We start from the raw sequence: 24,070 nt of genomic DNA on the forward strand, positions 1-24,070 counted from the left end.
TACGAACGCTTCCCAATGCTTATGTTCGTCAAAAAATATCCGATGTAAGATGTCCTGTTTCATATCACTAATTTATCAATATTTTGAATGTGGGGGAACTCCAAAAATTTATACTTTCTATTATCTTAAGAAAAGCTTCTATTCGAAGCCCTTTCGATGAAGAGACATTCGTGTCTTAGCGGTAGCTTTTCTTGCAATATCAGACTTCTTCAGCTCCGCTGAAAACATATAAAGTCCGATATTATAAAAAAGGAGCGAGCAGAAATATTCCCTCCCGCTCACTCCTGTTCTTATAGAAATCGAAAAACACGGTATCGAGCTGTCTCTCAAACGAGATTATCTACTTTTGAGACGGCCCCTTTTACACAGTTTATTTCGATTCACATATGAAGTATTAATTTTGTATGCCACATTGAGGACTTCAGCAAAACTGACTTTCATCTGAAGCCAGAATGAACCTCAGCTTACATCCCGATCACAACGAAACGCCCAAAAATCCGCGTGTTAGTTGAAAATCAACGTTACCCTGTTGATAGAGCCGTGGAGTATAGCTATGCTCAATGACTTGCTTACAACTCTCTAGAATCTGATCGGTCCAAGCAGTGGGATTTCCGGTGAGCAGCAGATCCAAATCATTAGCATAAGTTTGCTGCATAGACGGGTCCGATGCCACTTGAAGCATAGGCACGAACGGATGCGTCTGCATAGGGCGACGATGGACCAGCGCTATAATCAACTCCACTCCCGTGGCTGCTAAGCCCGTGACCGTCTCTACCCAATGCTCGGTTGGTGTTTCCATGATGTGAAAACCGGTTTGGAGAGCATGTTCCCCATAAGCCAATGACGGCTTAACATTGGATGTAGTCAATAAATCTTCACTATAAGAAGACGTTGAAAGCAGCCCGCTGTTCTCGGGAACAACCACCATACCGCCTGCGCCGACAATCATTTTTGTCAAAATCGCCAGTTGTTCACTCGCAGCGTCAGTAACTGAACCATCACTTAAAATCCCAACACGCAACGCTTCTAGTCCGGCAGTCTCTTTCGTAATTGGCCCAGTTGCAGACAATTGATCAGCAAACCACTCTTCCACCTTCTGAGTTACCTTATTAATCCCGCCATCAAGTTGAATACTAGCAAAACCAAGACGACTCGGATCAACCCCCATCTCCTCCATCTCGTGGCGCATAAAGTCATTGTGGGTTTTCTCACAGCCATGTTCCAGCAGCAGACAATGCTTGACTAGCGGATGGGTAACATAACCAATCATTGTTCGGGCATACAACTGCTCGGGTTGACCACCCGAATTCCCGCATCCTTCCGTGTGAGCCAAGGCCACAAAACGCGAGAGATGTCCCGGTTGGCCCATCCCCTGTTTATTCAACCGCAATGAAATCATATTCGCCACCTGACCTGCACATAGACTGGTGGGCAGGATTAATCCAATGTTATCACTGGCCAGACGGTCTTGGTGACGAGTGAATGTAAATCGGATCTGGTCGGCGGTCGCGGCTATATCCGTTCGAATTGCAATAGGTTCCCCTGTCGGTAGAGACACATTGAGCAAGGTATCCAGTTGGCTCGCATCCGTTTGCTGCCAGTTGCGCCAGATCTGCACCTGTGAGTGGCCAGCTTTCTCACCGACACTGCGCTGACCGGAGGCTATTTGTATAGAATGTTCAAAGGCTTGCTTGCCCAACTCATCCATGGATACGCCCTCCAGGTACTCACCGGCGTTGATATCCATATCATTGGCTAGCAATTGGAAGCGACGCGTCGTTGTCACCACCTTGACCGTCGGCACAAAAGGAAAGTTGGTGATCGAGCCGTTACCTGTCGTAAAAAATATCAGGTTGCAACCTGAAGCCACCTGCCCGGCAATGCTCTCGAGGTCATTACCGGGGCTATCCATAAAATAATATCCGGGGTCTTTCATCAACCCGCCGTATTCAATGGCATAGTCAAGGCGAGTGGCCGGGTCTTTCTTGCGGGCAGCACCAATGGATTTAAGGTAAATGTTATAAAGGCCGCGATATTTATTACCACCCGATGGATTTCCTTCAGCGTTAGAGCCATGCCAAGCCGTACGCTCCCTGAATTCTTCTACAAGCGTTAAAAATTTACGGGCGGTTTCCACGTCGCGCACCTTCTGCAAGACATAAGGCTCTGCGCCAATTAATTCATCGGTTTCAGCCAAACTGGCAGCGCCGCCGTAGCGTATCAATTCCTGCGCAATCCAACCGAGCAGCGGATTAGCGGAAATGCCAGAAAAGGCATCTGAGCCTCCACATTGTAGTCCAATCTTTAAATTGCTAATAGATTCCGGGGTCCGTTCCATGGCATTTACTATTGGTAACCAATCACGCACAATAGCTTCCCCAATGGTCAGATTATCTTGAAAGCCGCCTTTAATTGATAAGAACCGATGCACCACTTCATCTATTGGATAATTGTGTTCGCGTAAATATGCTTCTACCATCTCGTTGGTCACGGATTCAATCCCATAGTCTACTATTAAGACCGCACCCACGTTGGGATTAACGACAAATCCGGCTAACGTGCGCAGCAATAGCTCTAGGTTATTAGGCTGTTCGGTGCCTCCCTCAGTATGCGCCACGGGAACAATGCCCTCGACTTGGGGATAGTTCTGCAGTTCGCCTTGCAGACGAGCTGCAAGCTGCTTGACATAGCTCCCTGTGCGTGAAGTTGTGCCTAACAGGACAATCGTGTTGCGAGTGCCAACGCCGCGAGCTTCGCTGCGCCGATAACCCAGGAAGGTGCGCGTATCCGGGTAAGCTGGCAATGCTGGAGCCGGTTGAAAATTCCCCTCGTCGAGAACATATGGATTAACTTGGTCTGCAAAATTGGGCGTCACCGGCAGCGAGAATTTTAACGAACGCACACTAAGCGCGTCTAACACAGACTTGTTAATTACATAACTACCGGGCTGAATGGATTGCAGCGCTACACCAAAGGGTAATTCCCAGGACAGTAAGGCTTCACCAGGGGCAATCGCCTTCACCGCAAAACGATGGCCCTCCATAACGGTGTAATCCAAGGTCAGGGTTTGGTCTTGATAGTAAATGATGGTGCCAGCGTCCAGTTGGCGAGTGGCAACAGCGACATTATCTCCGGGTAAGGGAAGTCTACCGACTTCGTCAAAGCGGTAAGATACGTTCATAGATTTCAAACTCCTTATTTTAGATTTCGCTTGAGCTAAATATAAATCCGTAGCCGTACCGATCTTTAAAGAGCATACCGATCACCGACAGGAAGAATTGAAACCGATTGCAAAAAGTCGAAAGCGAAGCTTGCCTTCAACACATGTTCATGCACATATTGTATCATAAATTGAAGTAATTGGATGGCATTTTCAGCACATGGGAAGGTTCGTTATATTGAAAAGGGAATAAAAACGCCACCCTTATTTATGGGGCTTATTTCCATGTATAGGTCCTAATTCAAAAAAACAACCCTATCCTAAAGACAGGGTCTAATCATATCCAATACTCATTTTTTTGAAGTCGACCCTTATACCAACTGTGGTCATAAAATCTATACCTAATATTCCATCAAAACCATATGGTTCTCTTGTCATTCCTAATTGAAGTTTAAACGAGGGTAGAATTATGGTTCCAATTTGCAAACTTTCTACCATTTGTTCATAACATAACTCACTTGCACCGCCGACACCATACATTCTTTTAGCAGTCCCATTTATCATGTCGAGGTATAACCCGATGTTCGCCACTAAGTCTGTATCAAAAATTGTTGAGGCACATCCTGTATCAAACAACACATTGCTCATATTAATTGTTTGTTCGTGGTAGGTTAACGAAAATGTAATTATCGGAAGACCATTCTCAAGTCTAAGTTCCATCATGACTTTCGAATTCCTGTAAAGTATTCCTCAATAACTTCAATTTCTTGCTTACTGGTATGAAAGACATAAAATTCACGCGCAGGATTTTCCTTATGATGAAGCTTATAACCTTCCCAAGCATTCATTGGGTTATCATATTCTTCTACAACTGTCATTTCTTCAATCGTACGTAAGCGATTTTTTGATACCGCTTTAATTGCTTCAACTAAAACAAATCGACTGGGGTAATGGCTACGAATTTCAGACCATTTCATATCACATATCCCCTTTCAATAGCAGTTTTATTTATTATAACATACAATTATTATTCCATAACCGCTTTATCCCATTTCCACATGGAACCATGAAGCTATAATACAAAATGAAAATGACCGCCATACTGAATATTCGCGGTCATTCCCTTCAAATTGTTACTATCCGTTGCTGCTCCGATCAGAGCCCGGGAATTTGCCTTATTCGTTGAAGCGTAACCGTATCATTACCTTAGTCATACCATCTAAATACCCTTCTCATCGTTTATTCCGCCAAGTTCCTAATTAAAGCTAGTTAGCTATACCTCCAAAATGACCTTTCTCACATCGTTCGGATGAGTCTCAATGAGTTCAACCGCTTGATGAATTTCTTCCATTCGGAAGCGATGCGTAACGAAAGATTTCGTATCTATTTTCCTATCATTAAATAAGGTAATCACTTCAGAAAACTTATCTGACTGTAAGCGAGAGCCCGCGATAGTCAATTCTTTCTTCGTAATCGGCAGCTGAGCAATCTGTGACGGAGTATCACCGAATCCAAGTACCACAACGCGACCTGCTACGGAGGTATATTCCACTGCCTGTTCAAACGTCTTTATCGTACATACTGCATCAATGGTTACGTTCGGGCCCAATCCTCCAGTAAGGGCGAAAAGTTCCTTGCGGATATCGTCCTTGGCAGCATTGAGCGCATAATCTGCTCCCAATTCCAGAGCATAAGCGAGTTTGGCATCACTTAAATCGGAAATAATGCAGATGGCACCTTGAATTTTAGCTATCTGCAAGGCACATATGCCTATGGGTCCGGCACCCATAATAAATACGGTATCGCCTTTTCGCACATCTCCGCGCCATACCGCCTGAGCTCCGATTGTAAAGGGTTCAACCAGAACCCCTGTCTGCCAATCCAGGTCCCCTGCAATTTTATGAACGTTTTTTTCCGGAAGCACTACATATTCCTGATAACCCCCGTCCAAATGGACTCCGTATACCTGTAAATGTTCACATACATTTTTTCGTCCAGAATTACAGGCATAACAATTTCCGCAAGTCTGTATCGGTTCCAACACAACCTTATCTCCTACAGAAATACGCTCAACTTTCGCTCCTACTTCTACAATTTCACCCGTCACTTCGTGGCCAATGATTCGCGGGTAAGTAGCAACAGGGGAGGTCCCGTGGTAAATATGCATATCCGAGCCGCAAATCCCTACCATTTTCACTTTCATAAGTACTTCATTCCCATTATGGATTTGCGGCTTTTCTTTCTCAATAATCTTGATTTCACCCGGTTTTATAACTTGTACCGCTTTCACAGCATTCATCCCTCTCCGCCATTTTGCCGAGATTAATTTGGAATTAACAAATCTTTATTCACTTTCACAACTACTTTTTTTATATTTGTACCACCATTTCTACTGCAACCGGGTCTATGCAAATCGGAAGGAAAAAATATAGCAAACATCCCAGGATATAACACCAGATCCATTTCCCCGTTTATTTCTTCATATAGCGCGTAATCTTTAGTTTCCAGTTCGTTTTCGACGATGACGTTTTCTCTCGATTCCCTAGCGAAACCGATAATCTCCTCATCGCCGCTAATCAGGTACTGAACATCGATGTACTTGGAGTGACATTCAGCTCTTCTCTCAGATTTAACCACTGTACTTATTTCTTGAACGACAGCAAACAAATCATCTCCATCGATTTCATACTTCCCTGCAGTTAGTTGAACCAACTCCGTGTTTTTGATGTACTCTAGTGCTTTTTGAAGAACGGGTGGGAATGCGTTTCTTTCCTCTGCCCAACTCATTAAGTCTCCGAAGATCATGCTGAACCTCCTCTTTTCTTTTACAGATCTAATACGGTCTGCCAGATTTTTTCATCAACAGGTATCCCTTTTTCCAAGTTCGCTTTTCTTGTTTCGACTGTGCGTTCTCCTGGAAAAGTAACCTTTCCATCTATTTCAGCAGGTTCTGCCTGATGTAAATACTCTACTGCCTCGTTGACCGTATTTTCGCAAAATAATTCACCTGATATGACAGATGGGTCCATGGCAATAAATACTTGAGAACCTCCATAACCGGAAATCCCGGGCTGAGGTTTTAACTCATCCATTTTGCGGGTAGATAATCCCCCAGATAGCAGTGCAGCTATTAAATCCAATAAAATGGATAGCCCCGAGCCCTTCCAATATCCAGTAGGTAAAATACGCATCGATTTCTCAATCGCTGATGGATCTCTAGTCAATTGCCCATCGCTATCAAACCCGCCATCTACGGGTAAAAGTTCATTTTTCAATCTTGTCACCTCTAATTTTCCATAAGAAAACTGAGACATAGCCATATCTAATACAATGTTGCCTGATTCTCTCGGAACCGCTAAAACAAAGGGGTTATTCCCAATTTTTGTTTCTTTTGCTCCCCATGGAGGCATACATGATTCCGTATTCGTCCAGCACATTCCTATGCATCCAGCATCAGCAGCCTGCCAACCATAACTGCCTCCGCGCATCCAATGGTTCGTATTTCTAATCGTTACGATACCGACCCCATTTTCATGGGCCATTTCGATGGCACGCTGCATGCAAAATTTTGCGTTTAAATTGCCTGCGCCGAGGTTTCCATCATATCTTTCCATCATCCCGTAACTATCTATTTTTGTAGGAATCGCATGAATATCGACCAAGCCTTTTTCAATATAATCCACAAAACGGGGAACCCGGTTTAAACCATGGGAATAAACGCCTTCCAGACTTGCTTCTGCAAATAATACAGCGCATTCCTCTGCGCGGTTTGTGGTAAACCCTTTTTTTAGCAGTACCCGCACGATCTCATCTTTCATTGTTTCAAAAGGCACTCTTTTCATATTCCAACTCTCCTTCTAAAAAAGACATGCGCACAAAATCCCGCATGCTTTTCATTTCCAGCTTATTTTTTATAATATCCTTAATGCTACGTCAAGGCCTTCATCTTTTCCGAGCAGTTGGGTAGATACCTTTTGCAGGTAGGCATCGCGCCCTATTTCCTGAACGTTTACTTTGATACCCGTTTCTTTTTCAAAGTCAGGCCCCAATTTGTTCAATGAGTTGTACAAAACGCCCGACTGTGCAACAACTGTAATCGTCTCCCCCTTCGCGGCGGCTTGACCGCTTGTTGTTGCAGATGTTGAAAGCTGACCCGGCGATGGCGCACATCCGGCAGTAATGAGTACAATTGTTGAAGCTCCAAGCATCATTTTTTTCCACATTGCAATGCCCCCTTTAAAGAATAATATATGATCATTTCACAGCACCCATCGTAAGCCCTTTAACCAAATGCTTTTGGATAAGAAGTGTGAAAATAAACAACGGAATCATCAGCATTGTGCCTGTAGCGGTAACGGGTCCCCAAAGAATAGCTTCCTGCGTGACAAAATTGGCTGCCATGACCGGTAGTGTTTTAGCATGTGTACCTGTTAAATTTAAGGCGAATAAAAACTCGTTCCAAGAATTCATTGCTGAAAATATAGCGGATACAGCGAAACCAGGTTTCGCTAGCGGCAGCATAATCCTCCACATGGCGCCAAAACGTGAAGTCCCGTCAATGGACGCTGCCTCCTCCAAACTTTCAGGAAGTTCTTTCAGAAAACCCCACATCAGCCAGATAACAAAGGGCAAATTAAATGATGTGTAGGCCAAAGTGAGTGTAAATAAATTATCAGTTCCTCCAAATTGGCGAAATATGACGAAGAATGGAACAACCAGAACGATAGGCGGAAACATCTTAGTAAAGAACACTGTGAAGCTGATCCACTTCTGACCCTTTATCTGGAATCGGGCAAGACTGTAACCTGCTAATGTACCTACAGTAAGCGAAAGCACCGTTGACATTACGGTAACTATCAGCGAATTCATAAAATAGTAGATAAACGGTTGTTTGCTAAATACGATCAAGTAGCTTTCAAATGTGGGTTGAAACATCCAGACAGGCGGGATTTGAAAGGCCTGTACCGGAGTTTTAATTGAAGTAAACATCACCCAGAATATCGGGAATAAAAATATGATCAAAGCTATGCCGACATATCCGTATACCCATCCATTTTTGCGAAGCATGAGCTTCCCCTCTCTTATTTTTCCGAATACAAGGATCGGATGGCAAACCAACATATAATCCCGACAATGACCGTTAATACGATCGCTAATGCAGCTCCATATCCAAAGTCAAAATCGACAAATGCTTTTCTATGCAAAAGAATGGAGGTTGTTTCCGTTGCAGTACCAGGTCCGCCTCCGGTCAAAACAAATATCTGATCGAACACTTTGATCGACCCGGCCGTCCGCAGAACTAACGAAACGATTATGATCCTCTTCATTAATGGCAGCGTTACATGACAGAACGTTTGCCATGCGGTAGCTCCGTCCATTTTTGCCGCTTCAAAAGGCTCGTTTGGAAGCGATTTCAATCCGGCGAGTAAAGTAATGAACATGAAAGAAGTCCATTGCCAAGTATCCACCATAATGATAGACGGGAGGGCGAGCGAATTCGAGCTCAAGAGCGCCAGCTTTTCAAAGCCCAACAACGTTAACATATAATTAAAAACACCAAAATTATAATCAAAGATGAATTTCCACATTAATCCTACAACAACCGGCGTGACCATCATGGGCAGGACCAGTAAGGTGGTTGCAACTCCATGCCCTATCTTCATACGATTTACTGCTAAAGCCAGAGTGAAACCGAAAAACAGCTGCAAGAAGACGCCAACTCCCACATACAACGCTGTGCGAAACATTGACATATAGAAGCTCTTATCTTGAAATACATCCAGGATGTGCTGCAAGCCAATAAATGGCGGGTCGGTTAACGTAAAAAATGTCCAGTCGTGAAAACTGAGATAGAACGTATACCCAACAGGATAAAAGAAAATCAAAACCATAATAGTGAAAGCTGGAATTAATAAAATAAAGCGAATTCTCTCGTCCAGCCAGGTCAATATACTTCCTTTACCAAGCGCCCTATTAGATGCGGACATTGTCTTATTTTGTTGCATATGCTTTCTCCCCTAGCTAACCTGAATTAAGTTACCGATTCGAAACCATTACATGTGATTAGTAAACGCTTTCTTGAATCGACTTTCTTCGACTTGAATACTGTTCATCTTTGAATCGATTATATGGTATTTGGATCGTAATCAGAATATATTATATAATTGTATTTGTACTATATCACTATTATAAAGCAGGTAATCTAATGGAACTTTCTGTATGGGAAAACATGTTTCCACAGTTTGCATACGTAGCCGATCGAAGATGTACACCAAACTGGCAGTTTCAGGGGCCTAAAATTCATGATAAACATAATCTTATTCTGGTTTACGACGGAGAGGCCGAATTCACTTGCAACGATCAAACATTTAGGGTTTCCAGAGGTGATCTGGTGTATTATAAGCCTAGTGATTTTCGGTTAGGACATACTTTCCCTGACCGTCTAATGAAATGCTTCACAGTGGATTTTCTGTACACCTGCCCAACTTTGACCAATAACGAATGGGAATTTCTGAATGTCAATCTTCCCTTTTCAAGGGTTGAAAAAATTAACGACGATTTCCTTTTTTCGCGGCTCTTGGATTTGTTTGCCAACTTCACAAGAACTTGGTTATCAGGAAACCACAATAAAACTCTTCGAGGAAGAGCTATTTTTCTAGAGATGCTCTCTTTGCTTCTACAGTGGAAATGCGGCAGTAATTTTAACTATGATAAGGTACGCAAAGTCGAGAAAGTGATCAATTATATGACGGAATATTTCCCGAACCCATTAACACTGCAAGAAATTGCACATCAAATAGGGATAAGTCCATCGTATCTTGGAAGTATCTTTAAGGAAGTAACCGGAACGGCTCCAATTAACTATCTTGTAGATATCCGGCTGCGCAAAGCAAAAGACCTGTTAAGAGACGGGTACTCCGTTACCGAGGCGGCAGAAAAGGTTGGTTTTAACGATGTTTTTTACTTCAGCAAGTGTTTTAAAAAACGTGAGGGAATGAGTCCGACGCAGTATATTTCGGGGGATGTTTAGAATTGGTGGGAAAGCCTGATAGATCAAAGGATTCGGAGCATTGAGTCGAGTGATGCCTGGGAAAAAGAGCGAGAAAAAAAGCCGAGCGAGAATCAGGACAAATGCCTGAAAATTGGTCGGCTTAGCGGTAAAGTGCTCAGTGGCAGACTTTGTGGTACATGGGTGAACTTATTTGCTGATTATAGGCTGCTGTCGCCAAATAATTCCGCAACATCTACTCCTAAAAATTGTGACAATAAGAGATGCCCACCTTAAATATTGCCGTCAGCTTGCAAAATGCTAATTTTATTTTCCAATAAACTCTTTTCTAGTCTGACATGAAGTAATTCTATCTCTAAGTCTTGGTGCATAGTGTGAATGGATGTTACTATATCTTCTGCTGTTAGAATATGAATAGCATCTGCCTGTTCTGAGAGATACTTTAAAATAACTTCGATAATCTTTCTGCATACTTCGACTCTTTGGATGAGGACATTTTCTTCTGCTACGAATTCTCCGTATTTTAAACCAACATCGTTAATAGCGCTCGCCTCCAATTAATACCTTAGATACTAATGCCAAGATCGGAAACTTATCGTGTCTTTATAAAAGAATGAAAACTCAAATTAAGAAACAATTTGTGTCCTTCCTATTTAAATATATATTCTTTATAGTGACAAGTCAAGCATAAAAGAAACTTATCGTGTCCATTATAGTACCAACAGATTCCTGTTCCTTATAATGGATTGTGAGGTGATTGAAATTGTTCGGTAAACGATTAGCGGAACTCAGAAACAACAAAGGAATTAGCCAATATGAGCTAGCAGCGCGGATGAAATTATCCCGAGGGCAGATCGCTAATTACGAACAAGGCACCCGAGAACCAGACTTTAATACACTTATTGCCCTGGCTGACTTTTTCGAAGTAAGTTTAGATAACCTTATTGGAAGAGACTGGATATTGGGTGATATCAATAAAGAATCGGCTAATGTGGCATTCTTCGGTGAGGACAAAGAAATACTCACTGAGGAAGAGAGCAATTTTCTAAGAGAAAGTCTCCACTTGCTTCGTACATATGAGTTGAGTTTGAAGAAAAAGCAATAAAAAACACCTAAATCTAGGTGTTTTTTTATTGCTTCTACTCATAACTATTTATTTGATAAGCTGCCGCTTGCTCCGCAGCAAGTAACGTACTATTCGAGTAAGGCATGTAAACAAACTCCTGCTTTTTCTGTATTCTCCGAGTAAGGTACTCTTTCAAATCAGGATCTACACAATAAACATAACAACCCTTTTGTCCTCTAGTCATTAAAGTGCGGTACGTATTCTTAATAATTTGATCAGCAATCTTTAATGCTTTATGCCTATCTTCCTTATGCATCTTTTTAAAACCAGAGAGTGACTTATCCGTTTTAGCTCTTTTAAATGGATCGGTTATTAGTTCTCCTTTCAGATATCGCAAATCCTCACCTATAATGACACCAACATAGTTAAATTCAAGTCCCTGTGAAGTATGAATGCAACCCGCTTGTTCAACCGAATCCGGATCAATTGCCCAAGTAGTTGTGTTATCCAAGTTCCAACTCATTTGAAAATTATGTTCTTCAATTGAAATATCATGAATGCTGCCATTGCTCTTCCCATCTGACTTCCAATCCCAGCAATACCCTGCAACCATTCTGGCTTTATTATCAATTCGATTTTTTTCAAAAATTTGTCGTCTAAGCTCGTTAGGATCATCGAATATTTGAAAATCATATTCAATGTCAAATCCCTCGTAATTAGCAGTTTCTCGTATACCCAATACATCATCTAACCAGGCCAGATACCCATCTGAACCATTGCATCGAAATTGTGATTCTAGTTCCATTTCAACAATCTCAGCACCAAACTGCATGGCGTAATTCTTAATCTGCTCTTTATTTCCAACATCATGCATTGCAATTTTTTGATACTCATCAATGAAAAAAACAGAGAACTTGGAAGCATGAATAATTTCCTTCATTTGATTCTCGCCTTTATTTTTGAATAATCCCGACTTCTCGTTCAATCGATGAGCTTCATCTACGATTAATACATCTAACTCATTATTTATCGACTCATAGAAGACGCCTGATCCCTTAAACATATTGGTGATGAATGCCTTTTTATGATTCTTCTGAAGTTTTTTTGTATATACTTCTCTTGGGGCGCTGTTCTTGGTCACATACTGGCACAGAAGATCCTTAGAGGTTAGCTTAACTAGAAGATTTATTCCTAGTACTGATTTCCCTGTTCCAGGTCCCCCCTCAACAATAAGCACTTGCTTTTTATCGGAGGTGTGAGCTTTCATAGCCATATGAATAGCAGTTTCGTACACAATTTTCTGTTCATCAATCATCATAAACTCCTCATTACCCGCTAACATTCCTAACAAGGCATCTTGTAGCGATTTTGAGGGCTTTATTTTTCCATGCTCAATGAGATATAAAAGTTTTTTATGATCTGTTTTCTTAATATATGTAGAGATAAACCCTCTTAGCTTTAAAGCATCTCCTTTAGTAAAAACAGGTGCTTCAGTTAAATATTTCTCATAGAGTACATCAGTTAAGGGGTCATTGTTAGTTTGTATATAGTTATGCAAATAGGCACAGGGATATAAGAATATTTGTTCATTTCTAACCGTCTCATTATATTCTGTAATTAAGTTTGCATAAGTCAAAGCCTGATAGGATGGATGAGTCATTTCCCTCAATCCACGTCCAATAAAAGTTTCTACCACACCATCCTTATGTTCAACAACGCTTATATGCTGCCATTGCTTTAATTCAATGATAACAACAGAGTTCTGAATATTTTCATCTAATCCAGTCAAAATAAAGTCTATTCTTCTCCCATTGGCCGGCACCTTATATTCAATAGCAATTGTAATATCATTTGGGATCTGGCAAGTATTGAGCACCTTATACATGTAATTCATCGAGTTATTCCACGAATTGATTTCACTTGCAGACGTGCGGCCCATTTTTTTTACCATTGACTCATAAATCTTAACCGCAATACTATCTTCAGTTACATGATCCATGAACTCTTCTTTGGTTGCTTCATAAATAATCATAGATGACTACCCTCTATTCTCGTTCCTCAGAATACTTCTTCGATGTACCCTTAAATCGATCTATGGGGTATTTCTTAGCATTTTTTTCAATTTTACTTAAAATGGCAGATTCAATATCAATTTCTAAATCATGGGCAATCATGAGTGAATAAATCAATACATCGGCTAATTCATCTTTAATCTGTTCCATATTCTGTTTGATTGCCTCAGAGCTATCTTTCCACTGAAAATTCTCCAGCAATTCGCTTGCTTCTAATGTTAAGGAAATAGCAAGATCCTTCGGGTTATGGAACTGTTTCCAATCCCGCTCATCTCGAAACTCAATGATTTTCTTTATAATAGAATCCATCTATTAGCCCTCCATTCTACTCCAACCCAATCCCCAAAACCCTACTACCCAAATCCAAATGCTCTCGATCCAGCGTAACCTTCACCTTACCCGCACGCCGTTTCTCCCGCCAATCCTGCAGTTCCTCTTCCGATTCCAAACGAAGTTCAGAAACTTCCTTAGCCCTATTAAACATATAATCCGTCGTATACAAAATCCGATAAATCCCATGCCCAGCGGGAACGATCGCTGTCTCTCTTTTGACCCATTCATCCACCTCAAATACCACATAAAGCTCATCCGTAGCACCTCTACTGGAGGGGATGGCTGTTATCGCAGAACGTGGAACAACCTTCCAATCCTTCACTTTTCCATACCAGGAAATACCCGCTTCCTCCGTACCAAATAAACGAATCGACTGATACAAAGCGACAAATTCCAATCTCGTAAGCACCTTATGATCCGTAATATTCCTTAACGGCGTATGATAAAAGCCATGCTCCAGCGCAGCCTCCAATTGCGGCTTCTTACTCAGTGCCCCGATCAACACATTTTTCCCAGACAATTTGTTCCCGTAATACTCCTTCGTCCCTCGCGGTCTCGTCGTCCGCTCATAGGCTTTCTCCGGACTATCCATGATAATCTCGTCTAAGAACTTCTCCATCAAGCTCGTTGAATTCGGCAAAAAGGGAAAAGCCCCAATATTAATGAGCTCAACGCTCTTATAAAACTTATGCTGCTGAAATCGCTCCTCATCATGATAAGGAAACAACACATACGCCCCAAACATGCTCCGTTCGTAATCTTTGCCCTGTCCCTCTGAATACACAATCGCATCCCGATAACGATGCATCGTATTAATATCATCTTCTTCTGGCCCAGGCATCCGATACCGCTCGAAGTAGGGTGTCCCCTCATAAGCAGGATTAATCCGATATTTAGCGTCAAAAATATATTTGTACTCTGCCGCGGCATCATTCTTCTTCAAAGTCAGGACATTATCTGGACGCTGAGCCAGCGTTGGACTCCGGTCACCCTTCGGCAACGCATTGTAAAATAACGTAAAAACCTCCCCGTTCACCGGGTTTTTATAAACCATCTTGGCCTGCTGCGATTTATCCAGTGTGACGAACAGTCCACTGCGATTGATTTTAATAATGTCCTGTTTGAGCAATTCATACTTCTTGCTTAAAAGATGATGAATCTTCAAAAAACACCAGTATTCATAGAGCTGCGCCAAATCTTTCATCGATAAACGGAACAGATCATTCTGGATCGACAAACCTTTTAATAGCATTAAATAATAACGATATACTTCCCGGTAACCCGATGCCATTTGCAAAACTAGAGAAATAGACAGTTGCTTCATCTCTCCAACATTCAAAAAATCAAGCTGTAAAAGCCGCTGTAGCTGACTTTGCATGAGATTAAGCTTCTTCGTAAGCACTGGATCTTCCGTACGACTTTTTTGGGCTAAACGTTTTTTAATGTCTTTAAGCTTCTGTGCAACCCGTACAAGCACCCATTTCACGAAGCAATTCTCAGCCGTATCATAATTGACATGGCGTTTAGTCTCTATTACATGTGTTGGAGTAAATCGCTGACTCCCCACCTCCATAACACCATTCACAGGATCTGAGACTAGTAAATGAGGACGCTTAGTTAAATAGCCAATGTTCTCTTTCCCGGCTCTTTTCACACGTACGGCGTCTACCATGCGATTCTCACTTTGAAGTTTCGAATGAGGTGACAGCTTAATCCTCTCAACAGCCTGCACAAGCTGCGTAAATACATGTTGCAAAATCGTAAAATACTCCGTCAAACTCTGATGATTCGTTTCTTTCAACCCTGTCAGATTGTACGTTTTACGCAGAAAATCAAAGGATAGATTATAAATCTGTTCGTTAACATCATTAAGAATCATTTGGTAGTCATTTTTATAATCTATTTTCGATGGGAAGATCTCCAGCTGGAGACGAAAAATAGCCTCACCGTTCAACCGAAGCTCAAGCTCAGAGAGTCCGACTTCATTTTGAAAATTAAGAATACCTGATAAAATTATCTTCCCCTTTGGTTTAATTGCCTGTCGCACATGGATATTGTCGTGGTGAAAGGATAAGGCGATATCCGCCTTTTTTTCGATGACCAGTTCGTAGGCCTGCGTTTCATAAAAACTCGGCGTACATGCATCACCCGGACTCCAACTCGTCATCTCCCTGTGCTCATGAGAGAAAATCGAAATAGACTCAATAACCAATGAGTTAACTAGCGGCGCAGCGTGAAAATGCGCATCTACCCACCCCTCATCCCCATTACGATGGAGGTTCAAGATTTCAACCGTCGGATGGAACGGCTTGCCCTGAATATAGAGATTGAACAAATTCGTCTCGATCCGCAGCAATTCCATACTTTGACTAAGAGATCCAGTATGAGGTAAATCCATCTTCTTCTAACCTCCGCAGCATGAAGGCGATTTTCCTTGCGCTTTGTGGATATTTGGACGATGCCAACGTCTCCATAGAGAGATAAACCTTAGAGGCATCTTCCATATATTCCGAAATCGGCAAGCTTCGATCCTGAGCCACCTGCATCAGTTGAAGCAAAGCTTTCTTCACAGACGAATGACTTCCCTGAATACGAGGCAAAATCTTCTGCAGCAATTGCATATCGAATGCCGCTTCCTTACTTAGCAGATCAAACCGCTCATTATAAATCATATAGAAACATACCGCATCCCGGATTCTAAACCCTACGTGCGAATGAATTTGCTCCAAAATCCCATTGATTTTCACCAATAACTCAGTCGTCTCTTCTGTTAACTGCTTATAATCACGATAAACATCAACCAATTGCAGATATTCACTTCGTAACAAGGAATTTGGAGGAACAGTAGCACCTTCATTAACAGTTAAGCCATCACCAGTTGGATATTGACCAAGGTCAATGTAATTAAACTCTATTGTGTTGGCACGGTCTAATACCTTTTTGCTAAAAGGATGCGTCGTCTCATCCATGTTCACTGTTCCAATCATGTAAACATTGTCTGGCAGATGGAGGTTGCCGTAAACTTGCTTATCAGACTCATTTTGCAAAGAGTCTCTATGTATGAGCGACGTTGTTACGATCCGTTGATTATCCCACTCTTGCGTCTCAAGCACGCTCAATAAATCACTAAAATAATGCTCAACCCTAGCCAAATTCATTTCATCCAAGCAAATAAAATAGGGCTTATGCTGGTTACCCACCCTAGAAGCTTCAACTATAACCTCCGTTAACTTCCCTGGTCGAAAAGCACCCGACAAATCCTTGTAGCCCAATAGATCAGACGGATCACTCCAATCAGGTCGAACTGGGATCAAAGTGAACTGACCATTACTAGCCGTTGCTCCTACTGCCTCTGCAAATAGTTTGACAAGCTTCGTTTTCCCCGTGCCTGAAACCCCTGCCAGAATGACGAATGGCTTTGCTTTTAGGGATAAAAAGAAGTTCTCGATCCAATGGTTAGGGTACATGAACCCTTTACTAGCGATGAAGTTTTTGATCGTGGCTACTCGTTCACTTACTGTTAGTGAATCCACAAGAGGTGTCTCCTCCCATTGTATATAAGTGTACTGCTGGCCGGATTTCGTAACAAACTTCAGTATCTCTAGCCAGTTTAGCATAAAAATAGTCCTTTGTTTCTGGGTAACTTCTCCCCAAGTCTGGAGCATACCTAAAGCTTCGATAAAGAGAGGTGCTAATTCATCTAATGTGAACGTGTTGAGCTCAATACAGAGTTCGATTGCTTTATTGATGCTTCTAATAAGAGGAGTTTGCCCTTCGACGTTATTTAATTGGTCGCGAATTAGCCTGACTTGCGTATCACTTAAAACCCATTTATTTTCGTTAAAATAGTTTACGTATTCCTGACCGAGATCAGTTAATGAGAATTGGCTCTCATTGATAGTTAGTAAGCCTAAATCTTGTAAGGCTCGTCCCAGATGTCTGATTCTCTCCTTTGGTTGCTTCACATCATCTCCAGATAGAAGAACCGTGCCTTGGCTTGTGATCAATTCATCTAAAGAGATAGCATTAGAACCTTGGTCATGTAAGTACTTTAAAATGCCTTGCCCAGCATATAGATGGCTGATCGTATAGTTGAAGCTGATCAATTGCTCGAGTTCATCATTTGAATTAAGTACCTTAGTTACGTATTCGTTATAGTTAGTAACAGCGTTGTTTAAGTCTGCTATTAGCAGTTCGTCTTCTGGAAGATGTTCCAGCTCATAACGGTAATAAGCGATCGTAGATACTTGATAATCCTGGCCTAGACCCCCAGATGTTAAGTAGATGGCGTCATCTTTGACCATCCCCTCCAGTGGGAGCAGGTCACGTATTTCCTGAACTTTTTGTTTAAAATATTGGTAGGCTGCTTGCTTGCCTTTGGTTTCAACGGGAATAGTGACGCCTTGCATAAATGTAAGATATACAGATTTCATATCTTCTGCGAAAAGGTAGACGAGATATTCCCCTTGGCGTGTTGTCTCGGTAATTCGTTTATCCATGATGGCGATCCACGGAATGGTTGCCCAGTTTCCTTGGCCGATAGATCCAGTTATCTTTAATTCGGAGTGAATGAATGGGAGTTTCTTAAGTTCGGTGGGGATTGTTTGACGGACAAGATTGCCTAGCCTGTGTCCAGCAAAGGTTTCCCTTTTGGCTTGAATGTAAGTGGATAGAATATCTGACAGTGCTTCTTTCAGGAAGAAACCCTCCCTGATTTGCTGATTATAATAGTTCTCTAGCTCAGTTTGAGCATAGTTATAAAGTTCTCTTAGTACATCATCGGACCATGACTCGTATTGATCTTTCTTAAAGCCAATGGTTTCATTATTTTGATCCAATATGGAAGAGAGTGCTGAAATTGGAGTAGCAATGACAGATTGCACGTTATTCACAGTCATACTATTCCAACTGGCTCCTGCCTTCTCAGGTGGGTGATCGATAGTTAGTCCGTTAGATTCTCTTTCTTGAAGTAGCGAGAGGAAGCGTTGTTTTAAATTCTTTAGTGTAACTACGTTCAGTCCGGTTGCTTGCATCTCAGTTAAGAGTGCTAAAATTAGCACCATTTTGTAGGACTTTTGTTTATTAGAAAATATATTTGAGAGTTCTGTAGGGAGAGCCAAATTTTTCACCTATTTCGTGAATGGAATTTTGAAAGAATTTATTATAAAAAGTCAACGTATGTCTTATCCATTCGACAAAAAGGCAATAAACCCCTGCTTTTCTAAAGCTTTAACAGTTGTAGAAATAAAAGAAATTAGACATGAAATATAAACTAAAATAGAGCCAGTTCAGAATTCTTCGAACTGGCTCTATTGGCTTCAAGATTGTACAAATTCTACCTGCGAGTATCTATTTATTTATAAGGTTAAACAAATCTCTCTCATAGTTTCATGGATGGTCAAAACGCTCGCTACCTCATACTTTTCATCACCCGCTGTTTTCACGTGCAATAAGTCTGAGAAAATGTTCTTTTGGATTTATACCAAAATCAGGTTTACCTCCCCCCACTTCCTTGCTTAGCATTTATTAAATCAAATATCCTCTGAGCATCATTTTTAGAAAAACCGACTTGAATTAGTGCTAAATTCAATAGATCATATACACATACTATAATGCTTCCATAGGTTGAAACACGGGAGCGTTCTACTACTAAAAAAATTAAGGACCCAAGCATTCTATACGCTTGAGCCCCAGTAAAACAGGTAAATGTGGCTTTAATCAAGAATTTCTTGTGAGCACCACACAGTACTCCACATGTGTTGTGCCGGGAATAGGAACATGGGTCACTTGCTGTATATCGTACGACTGCAATCACTTCAAATATCTTTTTTCAACTTGTTCTACCCAACCTGGAATTGAACCCACGCGATGTGTAATTGAACCATGGCTTATCTGAAGCACCATATCGCCTTTATCGCTGCTGTTATCGATGACAATTAGATGATCGATTAGGTGCAAGTTGTTAAGTAAATTCTGAATTGAAGTGTCATGCCTTCTGACAATATCCTCAGTTGGAATATGATGTCCGCCATTTCTAACTCGTGCTGCAACTCGTTCTATGTTTAAATGATAATCCCCTAAACCTACATAAAACATCGTAGTCTCAAACTTATTGGTCTTGGCGTCCCGCATAAGACGAATCGCGTTGCCTCCTGCCAATGTAGTTTCAACCGAAAAATCTCTCCCATGGTGAATACAATCTCTGGCTAATTTGATAGACTCTTTGCCTGCAGATACTTTTCGTCTCTCAGGATGCAAAGAATCAATCCCTCGTGCCAAGGCATCTGGATCAATGTTCACACTGATTCCGAGTCGATCAACAATGAGGCTTCGAATGGTGCTTTTACCACTGCCATTATTACCGGCAAATATATACATAATCGGCGTCTGTTCATGCATGAGAGGCATCCGAATCAGCAACGGGGACAATCTCTCCATTGTTGTATTCTTTTACAATTTGACCTTCCGCAGTTTTATATACAATGTATGTGTCGTTAGCTTTTGCATCCAGCTTGGCGCGATCTCCTGTGAGCTTAATAAGCTTCTCCAGATCTTTGAATTTATCCATGGGTTTCACCTTTCCATCACCAGTATCGACATTTACTCAAATTATAACACAGCAAAACGATTCGACGTTACACATTGATTCCATCTCAGCATTTTTAACCCACGATTCTGTATGAAATAATCTTCATTACTATCCGATTCAACTTGATACAATTTCCATAATTATTCTCGACCAGGAGGACTACATTAGAATAAGAAAAAAGAGCTTTATTCTGAATCAGAGTTAGAACATCTTAGAAGTAACCTAATGTCTTGCAATTTACAAAAAAGCTCATTAACTTTTCACCTGCATTTGAGGCAGCAGCCGTACAAGCTTATCTAAATCATCAAACACCAATGAAAGTATTTCGAAATACTGGTTTTAATATAGAGTTAGTTGAAAGATGACTCCTGATGAATTCAGAAGCTATCTTATTGCATTATAGACACTTTTTTGTAATGTCCATAATTAGGACTACAGTTCATTGTGTCTACGAATTGGAGTGCACTTCACAGGCGGAGGTGTTTGTCCTAACGTTATAGGACCTCATATAAAAAAGCATTTCAAGGTAAACCGTTTCCTCGCCTCAGATTCTCTTTGTCCTTCTACGGCTCGTAGTTCATCTTCCTCTTACGTCTACAAGCTCCGTGATAAGGTATGACGTAATTCGAGGACACCAGAATCTTTTCCAAAAAAAAGTTATATCGTTCAATAGAGGTACCTCCGTAATATAATACCAGTTCGCTGAAAATGAGAGGATTACTTGCTTAAATACCTAAGTAATCACGGAAAACCATGTAGTTGTCTAAATCTATAAAGTCGTTTGCAAAACTCCTATATCCAGGTCCTAAATGAGTAGTAACCCCTTCAATACGCAGGTTAAATAGCTCACGATATCTAATGTAATTTCCAAAATGACTTAATTCATCACCTGATACTGAAAAAACGGAACCATATAAGTCCAAACGATTTTCAAGAAAACCCATAAAAAAATCTATATTATAATTGTGCATGCATTTTAATAGTATCTGTTCTAAAGAAAATATATCAATCGACCAAGGTTCCTTTATTACACCTTCTTTTTTTAGCATTAAATGAATATCTGTACCCAGATTTAGGTAAGGAGTCAGAGTTACGGCTATGCTTCTAATTGAAGTAACGTTGATCGCTGCTAAGTCTATAACTAGTTCTCTTTTTTCTCTATTACGAGAATTGTAAAACTTCGCAGTACCCTTATTCATGTGTATAGCAATTCTTTCGGACTGTTCATAGGCCTTTTGCAATGAAGGCTTAAAGTTTCGCTGTAATCTTGTTTCTGATTTCTCTTTGTTAATAAAAGGTTCCTTTAATTTAGTTGCTTTACATTCAATGGATAGAAGATATCCGTTATATAAAACTATTATATCTTGGTCATCGCCGTTCTCATCAAATAAATTTTTATAAACGTTCTCTTTCCTAAAAAATTTACAAATAATCTCGTATGCTCTATTTTCTAGATAATCTCCTTTTCTTTTATCAATATATAATTCACTTTCCTCAATAATATTAAACAACCGATCTAAAATATAATGATTTCTTGGTAGCAAGATCATCTCATCATATCTTATTCCAAAATAACTTCTGTACTTCTTATATATATTTGTTGGATACTCAAAGGAAATTACATCTTTTTGCTGCACTTTAAAGAACATCGCATCAATAAATGTGTCTGCCGGAATATCGAATTTTTTTAATAACATACGAATGCAATCTGTAGTAAAATGTGTTCGCACCTTATTGCTAATTGGTGCATCAAATCGCATATCTACAAAACAGTGGCTTTCTCTTATTTCTTGCCACCTTTTTTGCATCCTTAGCATAAAAGATTTTTTACATGCTCTTTCGTAATTCAACACTATTAAGAGACCCCTGATAATCTGATCTCCGGATAATTCAACCATATCAAAATAGTGTTCAAGTATGTCAACGTGTTTGCAGAAAAATCCCAAGTATTGCCTTATGGAAATATCAGGGAAGTTGAAATGGAAGTTCATATACATATTTGAAGCTATGTCTTCATGCAAATGATTTTTATTTGCTCCTATAGTTGCCTCATTGTAATGACAGTAATAAAGGTCTTCTAGCAGATCTACTAAATGGTTAAAAGAAGCGTCATAGTCACTAACTCTTTTTACACCATTGAATGCGTTTTCGGCATACATGAACGGTAAGTTAACCATTAATTTAGGTGAAATCTTATATCCACTAGAGGTAGCTGCTTCATGATTTAAACGTATGTAGGAATAACCAATAAGTCGAAATACATCTTCTATTTTAAATTGCCTAAGATAGTGTAATAAGTCAACACTGCATTTTTCGATAGTATAATTTTCTGGATGCAATAATGGTTCCATTGACAAAATAAGTTCCCCCTTATTACTTGAACGGCATATCGTATTTGGAGCGATCGGACGATATCAGCGTCAGACAACTCAAAAATGACTTTGAGCAGTAAATATTTAAACATACTGATCGGGTCAACTAGATTTCTCCATTGCCATACAGTAGCCCACTAAGGAAAAATCAATAAGCTCATTGATTTGTTGCAACGTATTATCTTAGGAACAACTTATAGAGCTCAATATATGAACTTATGATTTATTGCAGTTATTGTATCAATTGGCTCTCACCTGTTCCTCGTGATGATTTAATTATACAAGAAAAAGGTACAGTCTCCTCATTTTTCGAGGGGTATACTTTGCCTACATTAAGCGGATTAATGCCAGATGTATTCAAACTAACCTATCGATTTCATCAACAATCAGTCATTTCTACGCTTCACTGGAGATAAAATGCATTGAAGGTAGGCAGTTTTAACCATATAATGACCTTATTGGAATCAGATAAAGGCGGGGTTATAGTGAAGCTATTAAAGGATAATACATTACTAGACTTAGCAGAGATAATCAGTAAAGCCCTTGGAAGGGATTCCATTAACAAAATCACTGTCCGCACAGGTCTGTTTACGATGGTAGACGTTGAAGATGATTTTTCACGCCATTCAAGCAAGGAGCTACTAACAAGACACATCATTTCGACTTTTTCCGAAGTCAACCTCTTGACTGAAAAGAAAGTGCGGCAAGAATTCTTGCTTCTCATCGACGCATTCTACAAGCGATCTCTTATAGCTCCCAGAAAAGAGTAGAGGCGATCATGACAGAGGATGCGTAAATGGAGAAATCGTTTTTTCAGAAGATCAACAACAGGAAGAGGAAATTTCTAGCGAAGAAGAGGATCATGCGGTAAAACGTGTGAAAATACTTAAAGATGTTACAAGGATGAAGGCATCTAAAATCATCTCGGTGCTACATCGAGACATTATTGAAGAAATTGCAGTTGGAACAGAACTGTTCTCCATTGCGGATATCGAAGAGGAATCAGGAATTTTCAAAAAAAATGCTTCCTTTGTCCAGCATATCCTTAGCTACTACTCGGAACCATTTGCATCTAATGTGGAAGAGAGCCGAAAAAAACTCCTCCTGCTTTTAATTGGATTTCATAATACTCTCGCAGTATCTGACCAAATGAAGCTGGAAAAAGTGCTAAGTGGAGAAGGGTATGTCCACGAAAATGGCTCCTTTAGACATATTGATGAAATCGGTATCGAAGTTGTCTTTGAAGACAGCGGTGTTCTAAAGTTGGACATTCTCGAAGCGGACAAAAAGCCTGTCCACAAAAAGGTGTATATCAGAAATATTGGGGACGGATATTTCAGTAACGTTAGCATTCCTGTAGAGCGTTATTTTTGAGCTTTGCAAAAAAACAAGCGCCTCGGTACGATGGGAGTACGCAACGGGTCAAAGCCCTTTAAATCCCATCATCCAGGAGGACGCTCTACTATGAA

At 40.6% G+C, this 24,070-nt stretch carries 20 protein-coding genes and 2 pseudogenes; 4 read left to right on the forward strand and 18 right to left on the reverse strand.

What is annotated here, in order from left to right; translation table 11 throughout:
* Positions 1 to 475: 475 nt before the first annotated feature.
* From NV381_RS37195 to NV381_RS37235, 9 genes are all read right to left on the reverse strand, one after another.
* The gene (locus NV381_RS37195) at positions 476 to 3,181 is read right to left on the reverse strand and encodes a UxaA family hydrolase (RefSeq protein WP_258218303.1); all 2,706 of its coding nucleotides are present in this window, start codon (positions 3,179 to 3,181) and stop codon (positions 476 to 478) included.
* A 312-nt stretch (positions 3,182 to 3,493) separates the two neighbouring features.
* Complete coding sequence (locus tag NV381_RS37200) at positions 3,494 to 3,883, reverse strand: aspartyl protease family protein (protein ID WP_258218304.1); 390 nt, start codon at positions 3,881 to 3,883, stop codon at positions 3,494 to 3,496.
* Positions 3,880 to 4,137: a hypothetical protein gene (locus tag NV381_RS37205; RefSeq protein ID WP_258218305.1), complete on the reverse strand. Its 258-nt coding sequence runs from the start codon at positions 4,135 to 4,137 to the stop codon at positions 3,880 to 3,882. Before NV381_RS37205 ends, NV381_RS37200 begins: the two co-directional genes overlap by 4 nt.
* A 296-nt stretch (positions 4,138 to 4,433) precedes the next feature.
* A complete protein-coding gene (locus tag NV381_RS37210; RefSeq protein WP_258218323.1) occupies positions 4,434 to 5,450 on the reverse strand; it encodes a zinc-binding alcohol dehydrogenase family protein in 1,017 nt (338 codons plus the stop codon).
* Positions 5,451 to 5,482: 32 nt separating this feature from the next.
* Complete coding sequence (locus NV381_RS37215; RefSeq protein WP_258218306.1) at positions 5,483 to 5,965, reverse strand: YhcH/YjgK/YiaL family protein; 483 nt, start codon at positions 5,963 to 5,965, stop codon at positions 5,483 to 5,485.
* Positions 5,966 to 5,985: 20 nt separating this feature from the next.
* Positions 5,986 to 7,002: a 3-dehydro-L-gulonate 2-dehydrogenase gene (yiaK, locus tag NV381_RS37220; protein ID WP_258218307.1), complete on the reverse strand. Its 1,017-nt coding sequence runs from the start codon at positions 7,000 to 7,002 to the stop codon at positions 5,986 to 5,988.
* A 69-nt stretch (positions 7,003 to 7,071) separates the two neighbouring features.
* Positions 7,072 to 7,383: an extracellular solute-binding protein gene (locus tag NV381_RS37225; protein WP_258218308.1), complete on the reverse strand. Its 312-nt coding sequence runs from the start codon at positions 7,381 to 7,383 to the stop codon at positions 7,072 to 7,074.
* A 31-nt stretch (positions 7,384 to 7,414) separates the two neighbouring features.
* Positions 7,415 to 8,227 carry a carbohydrate ABC transporter permease gene (locus NV381_RS37230; protein WP_258218309.1) on the reverse strand — a complete coding sequence of 271 codons (813 nt, stop codon included), beginning with the start codon at positions 8,225 to 8,227 and terminating at the stop codon, positions 7,415 to 7,417.
* Positions 8,228 to 8,241: 14 nt separating this feature from the next.
* On the reverse strand, positions 8,242 to 9,165 hold the full coding sequence (locus NV381_RS37235) for a carbohydrate ABC transporter permease (RefSeq protein WP_258218310.1): 924 nt from the start codon (positions 9,163 to 9,165) through the stop codon (positions 8,242 to 8,244).
* A gap of 200 nt (positions 9,166 to 9,365) precedes the next feature.
* On the opposite strand from NV381_RS37235, the gene NV381_RS37240 reads away from it, so the two are divergent.
* The gene (locus NV381_RS37240) at positions 9,366 to 10,190 is read left to right on the forward strand and encodes an AraC family transcriptional regulator (protein WP_258218311.1); all 825 of its coding nucleotides are present in this window, start codon (positions 9,366 to 9,368) and stop codon (positions 10,188 to 10,190) included.
* Between the two features lie 251 nt (positions 10,191 to 10,441).
* Here NV381_RS37240 and NV381_RS37245 read toward each other — a convergent pair whose 3' ends face one another.
* Positions 10,442 to 10,726, reverse strand: a complete 285-nt coding sequence (locus NV381_RS37245; protein WP_258218312.1) for a hypothetical protein — start codon at positions 10,724 to 10,726, stop codon at positions 10,442 to 10,444.
* 206 nt (positions 10,727 to 10,932) lie between these two features.
* Here NV381_RS37245 and NV381_RS38585 point away from each other — a divergent pair.
* Positions 10,933 to 11,121 (forward strand): annotated as a pseudogene (locus NV381_RS38585) (helix-turn-helix domain-containing protein); the annotation flags it as partial.
* A 187-nt stretch (positions 11,122 to 11,308) separates the two neighbouring features.
* On the opposite strand, the gene NV381_RS37255 reads toward NV381_RS38585, so the two are convergent.
* The 8 genes and pseudogenes from NV381_RS37255 to NV381_RS37290 form a co-directional block, all read right to left on the reverse strand.
* Entirely contained in the window at positions 11,309 to 13,267 is a 1,959-nt protein-coding gene (locus tag NV381_RS37255) for a DUF2075 domain-containing protein (RefSeq protein ID WP_258218314.1), read from the reverse strand.
* 13 nt (positions 13,268 to 13,280) lie between these two features.
* Positions 13,281 to 13,616 carry a nucleotide pyrophosphohydrolase gene (locus NV381_RS37260; protein ID WP_258218315.1) on the reverse strand — a complete coding sequence of 112 codons (336 nt, stop codon included), beginning with the start codon at positions 13,614 to 13,616 and terminating at the stop codon, positions 13,281 to 13,283.
* 16 nt (positions 13,617 to 13,632) lie between these two features.
* On the reverse strand, positions 13,633 to 16,038 hold the full coding sequence (locus NV381_RS37265) for a restriction endonuclease-like protein (protein ID WP_258218316.1): 2,406 nt from the start codon (positions 16,036 to 16,038) through the stop codon (positions 13,633 to 13,635).
* Positions 16,010 to 18,760, reverse strand: a complete 2,751-nt coding sequence (locus tag NV381_RS37270; RefSeq protein WP_258218317.1) for an MrcB family domain-containing protein — start codon at positions 18,758 to 18,760, stop codon at positions 16,010 to 16,012. The genes NV381_RS37265 and NV381_RS37270 overlap by 29 nt, the downstream gene beginning before the upstream one ends.
* Positions 18,761 to 19,451: 691 nt before the next feature.
* A complete protein-coding gene (locus NV381_RS37275) occupies positions 19,452 to 20,039 on the reverse strand; it encodes a zeta toxin family protein (RefSeq protein ID WP_258218318.1) in 588 nt (195 codons plus the stop codon).
* Positions 20,032 to 20,208: a hypothetical protein gene (locus NV381_RS37280; RefSeq protein WP_258218319.1), complete on the reverse strand. Its 177-nt coding sequence runs from the start codon at positions 20,206 to 20,208 to the stop codon at positions 20,032 to 20,034. The genes NV381_RS37275 and NV381_RS37280 overlap by 8 nt, the downstream gene beginning before the upstream one ends.
* A 746-nt stretch (positions 20,209 to 20,954) precedes the next feature.
* Positions 20,955 to 22,586, reverse strand: coding sequence for a hypothetical protein (locus NV381_RS37285; protein ID WP_258218320.1), 1,632 nt, complete (start codon positions 22,584 to 22,586; stop codon positions 20,955 to 20,957).
* Positions 22,587 to 22,605: 19 nt separating this feature from the next.
* A pseudogene (locus NV381_RS37290) lies at positions 22,606 to 22,784 on the reverse strand (IS5/IS1182 family transposase); the annotation flags it as partial.
* 239 nt (positions 22,785 to 23,023) lie between these two features.
* Here NV381_RS37290 and NV381_RS37295 point away from each other — a divergent pair.
* Together NV381_RS37295 and NV381_RS37300 are read left to right on the forward strand one after the other, a co-directional pair.
* Positions 23,024 to 23,371, forward strand: a complete 348-nt coding sequence (locus NV381_RS37295; RefSeq protein WP_258218321.1) for a hypothetical protein — start codon at positions 23,024 to 23,026, stop codon at positions 23,369 to 23,371.
* Between the two features lie 106 nt (positions 23,372 to 23,477).
* A complete protein-coding gene (locus tag NV381_RS37300; protein WP_258218322.1) occupies positions 23,478 to 23,975 on the forward strand; it encodes a hypothetical protein in 498 nt (165 codons plus the stop codon).
* Positions 23,976 to 24,070 lie beyond the last annotated feature (95 nt).

This window comes from Paenibacillus radicis (ex Xue et al. 2023) (genome assembly GCF_024722015.1).
Lineage (GTDB): Bacteria > Bacillota > Bacilli > Paenibacillales > NBRC-103111 > Paenibacillus_S.

What these genes read in the sequence shown, in the direction of transcription:
- NV381_RS37225 (WP_258218308.1), bottom strand. Translation starts at nt 7,383, where the DNA reads ATGTGGAAAAAAATGATGCTTGGAGCTTCAACAATTGTACTCATTACT.
- NV381_RS37235 (WP_258218310.1), bottom strand. Translation starts at nt 9,165, where the DNA reads ATGCAACAAAATAAGACAATGTCCGCATCTAATAGGGCGCTTGGTAAA.
- NV381_RS37275 (WP_258218318.1), bottom strand. Translation starts at nt 20,039, where the DNA reads ATGCATGAACAGACGCCGATTATGTATATATTTGCCGGTAATAATGGC.
- NV381_RS37265 (WP_258218316.1), bottom strand. Translation starts at nt 16,038, where the DNA reads ATGGATTTACCTCATACTGGATCTCTTAGTCAAAGTATGGAATTGCTG.
- NV381_RS37260 (WP_258218315.1), bottom strand. Translation starts at nt 13,616, where the DNA reads ATGGATTCTATTATAAAGAAAATCATTGAGTTTCGAGATGAGCGGGAT.
- NV381_RS37230 (WP_258218309.1), bottom strand. Translation starts at nt 8,227, where the DNA reads ATGCTTCGCAAAAATGGATGGGTATACGGATATGTCGGCATAGCTTTG.
- NV381_RS37255 (WP_258218314.1), bottom strand. Translation starts at nt 13,267, where the DNA reads ATGATTATTTATGAAGCAACCAAAGAAGAGTTCATGGATCATGTAACT.
- NV381_RS37200 (WP_258218304.1), bottom strand. Translation starts at nt 3,883, where the DNA reads ATGATGGAACTTAGACTTGAGAATGGTCTTCCGATAATTACATTTTCG.
- NV381_RS37215 (WP_258218306.1), bottom strand. Translation starts at nt 5,965, where the DNA reads ATGATCTTCGGAGACTTAATGAGTTGGGCAGAGGAAAGAAACGCATTC.
- yiaK (WP_258218307.1), bottom strand. Translation starts at nt 7,002, where the DNA reads ATGAAAAGAGTGCCTTTTGAAACAATGAAAGATGAGATCGTGCGGGTA.
- NV381_RS37195 (WP_258218303.1), bottom strand. Translation starts at nt 3,181, where the DNA reads ATGAACGTATCTTACCGCTTTGACGAAGTCGGTAGACTTCCCTTACCC.
- NV381_RS37240 (WP_258218311.1), top strand. Translation starts at nt 9,366, where the DNA reads ATGGAACTTTCTGTATGGGAAAACATGTTTCCACAGTTTGCATACGTA.
- NV381_RS37205 (WP_258218305.1), bottom strand. Translation starts at nt 4,137, where the DNA reads ATGAAATGGTCTGAAATTCGTAGCCATTACCCCAGTCGATTTGTTTTA.
- NV381_RS37280 (WP_258218319.1), bottom strand. Translation starts at nt 20,208, where the DNA reads ATGGATAAATTCAAAGATCTGGAGAAGCTTATTAAGCTCACAGGAGAT.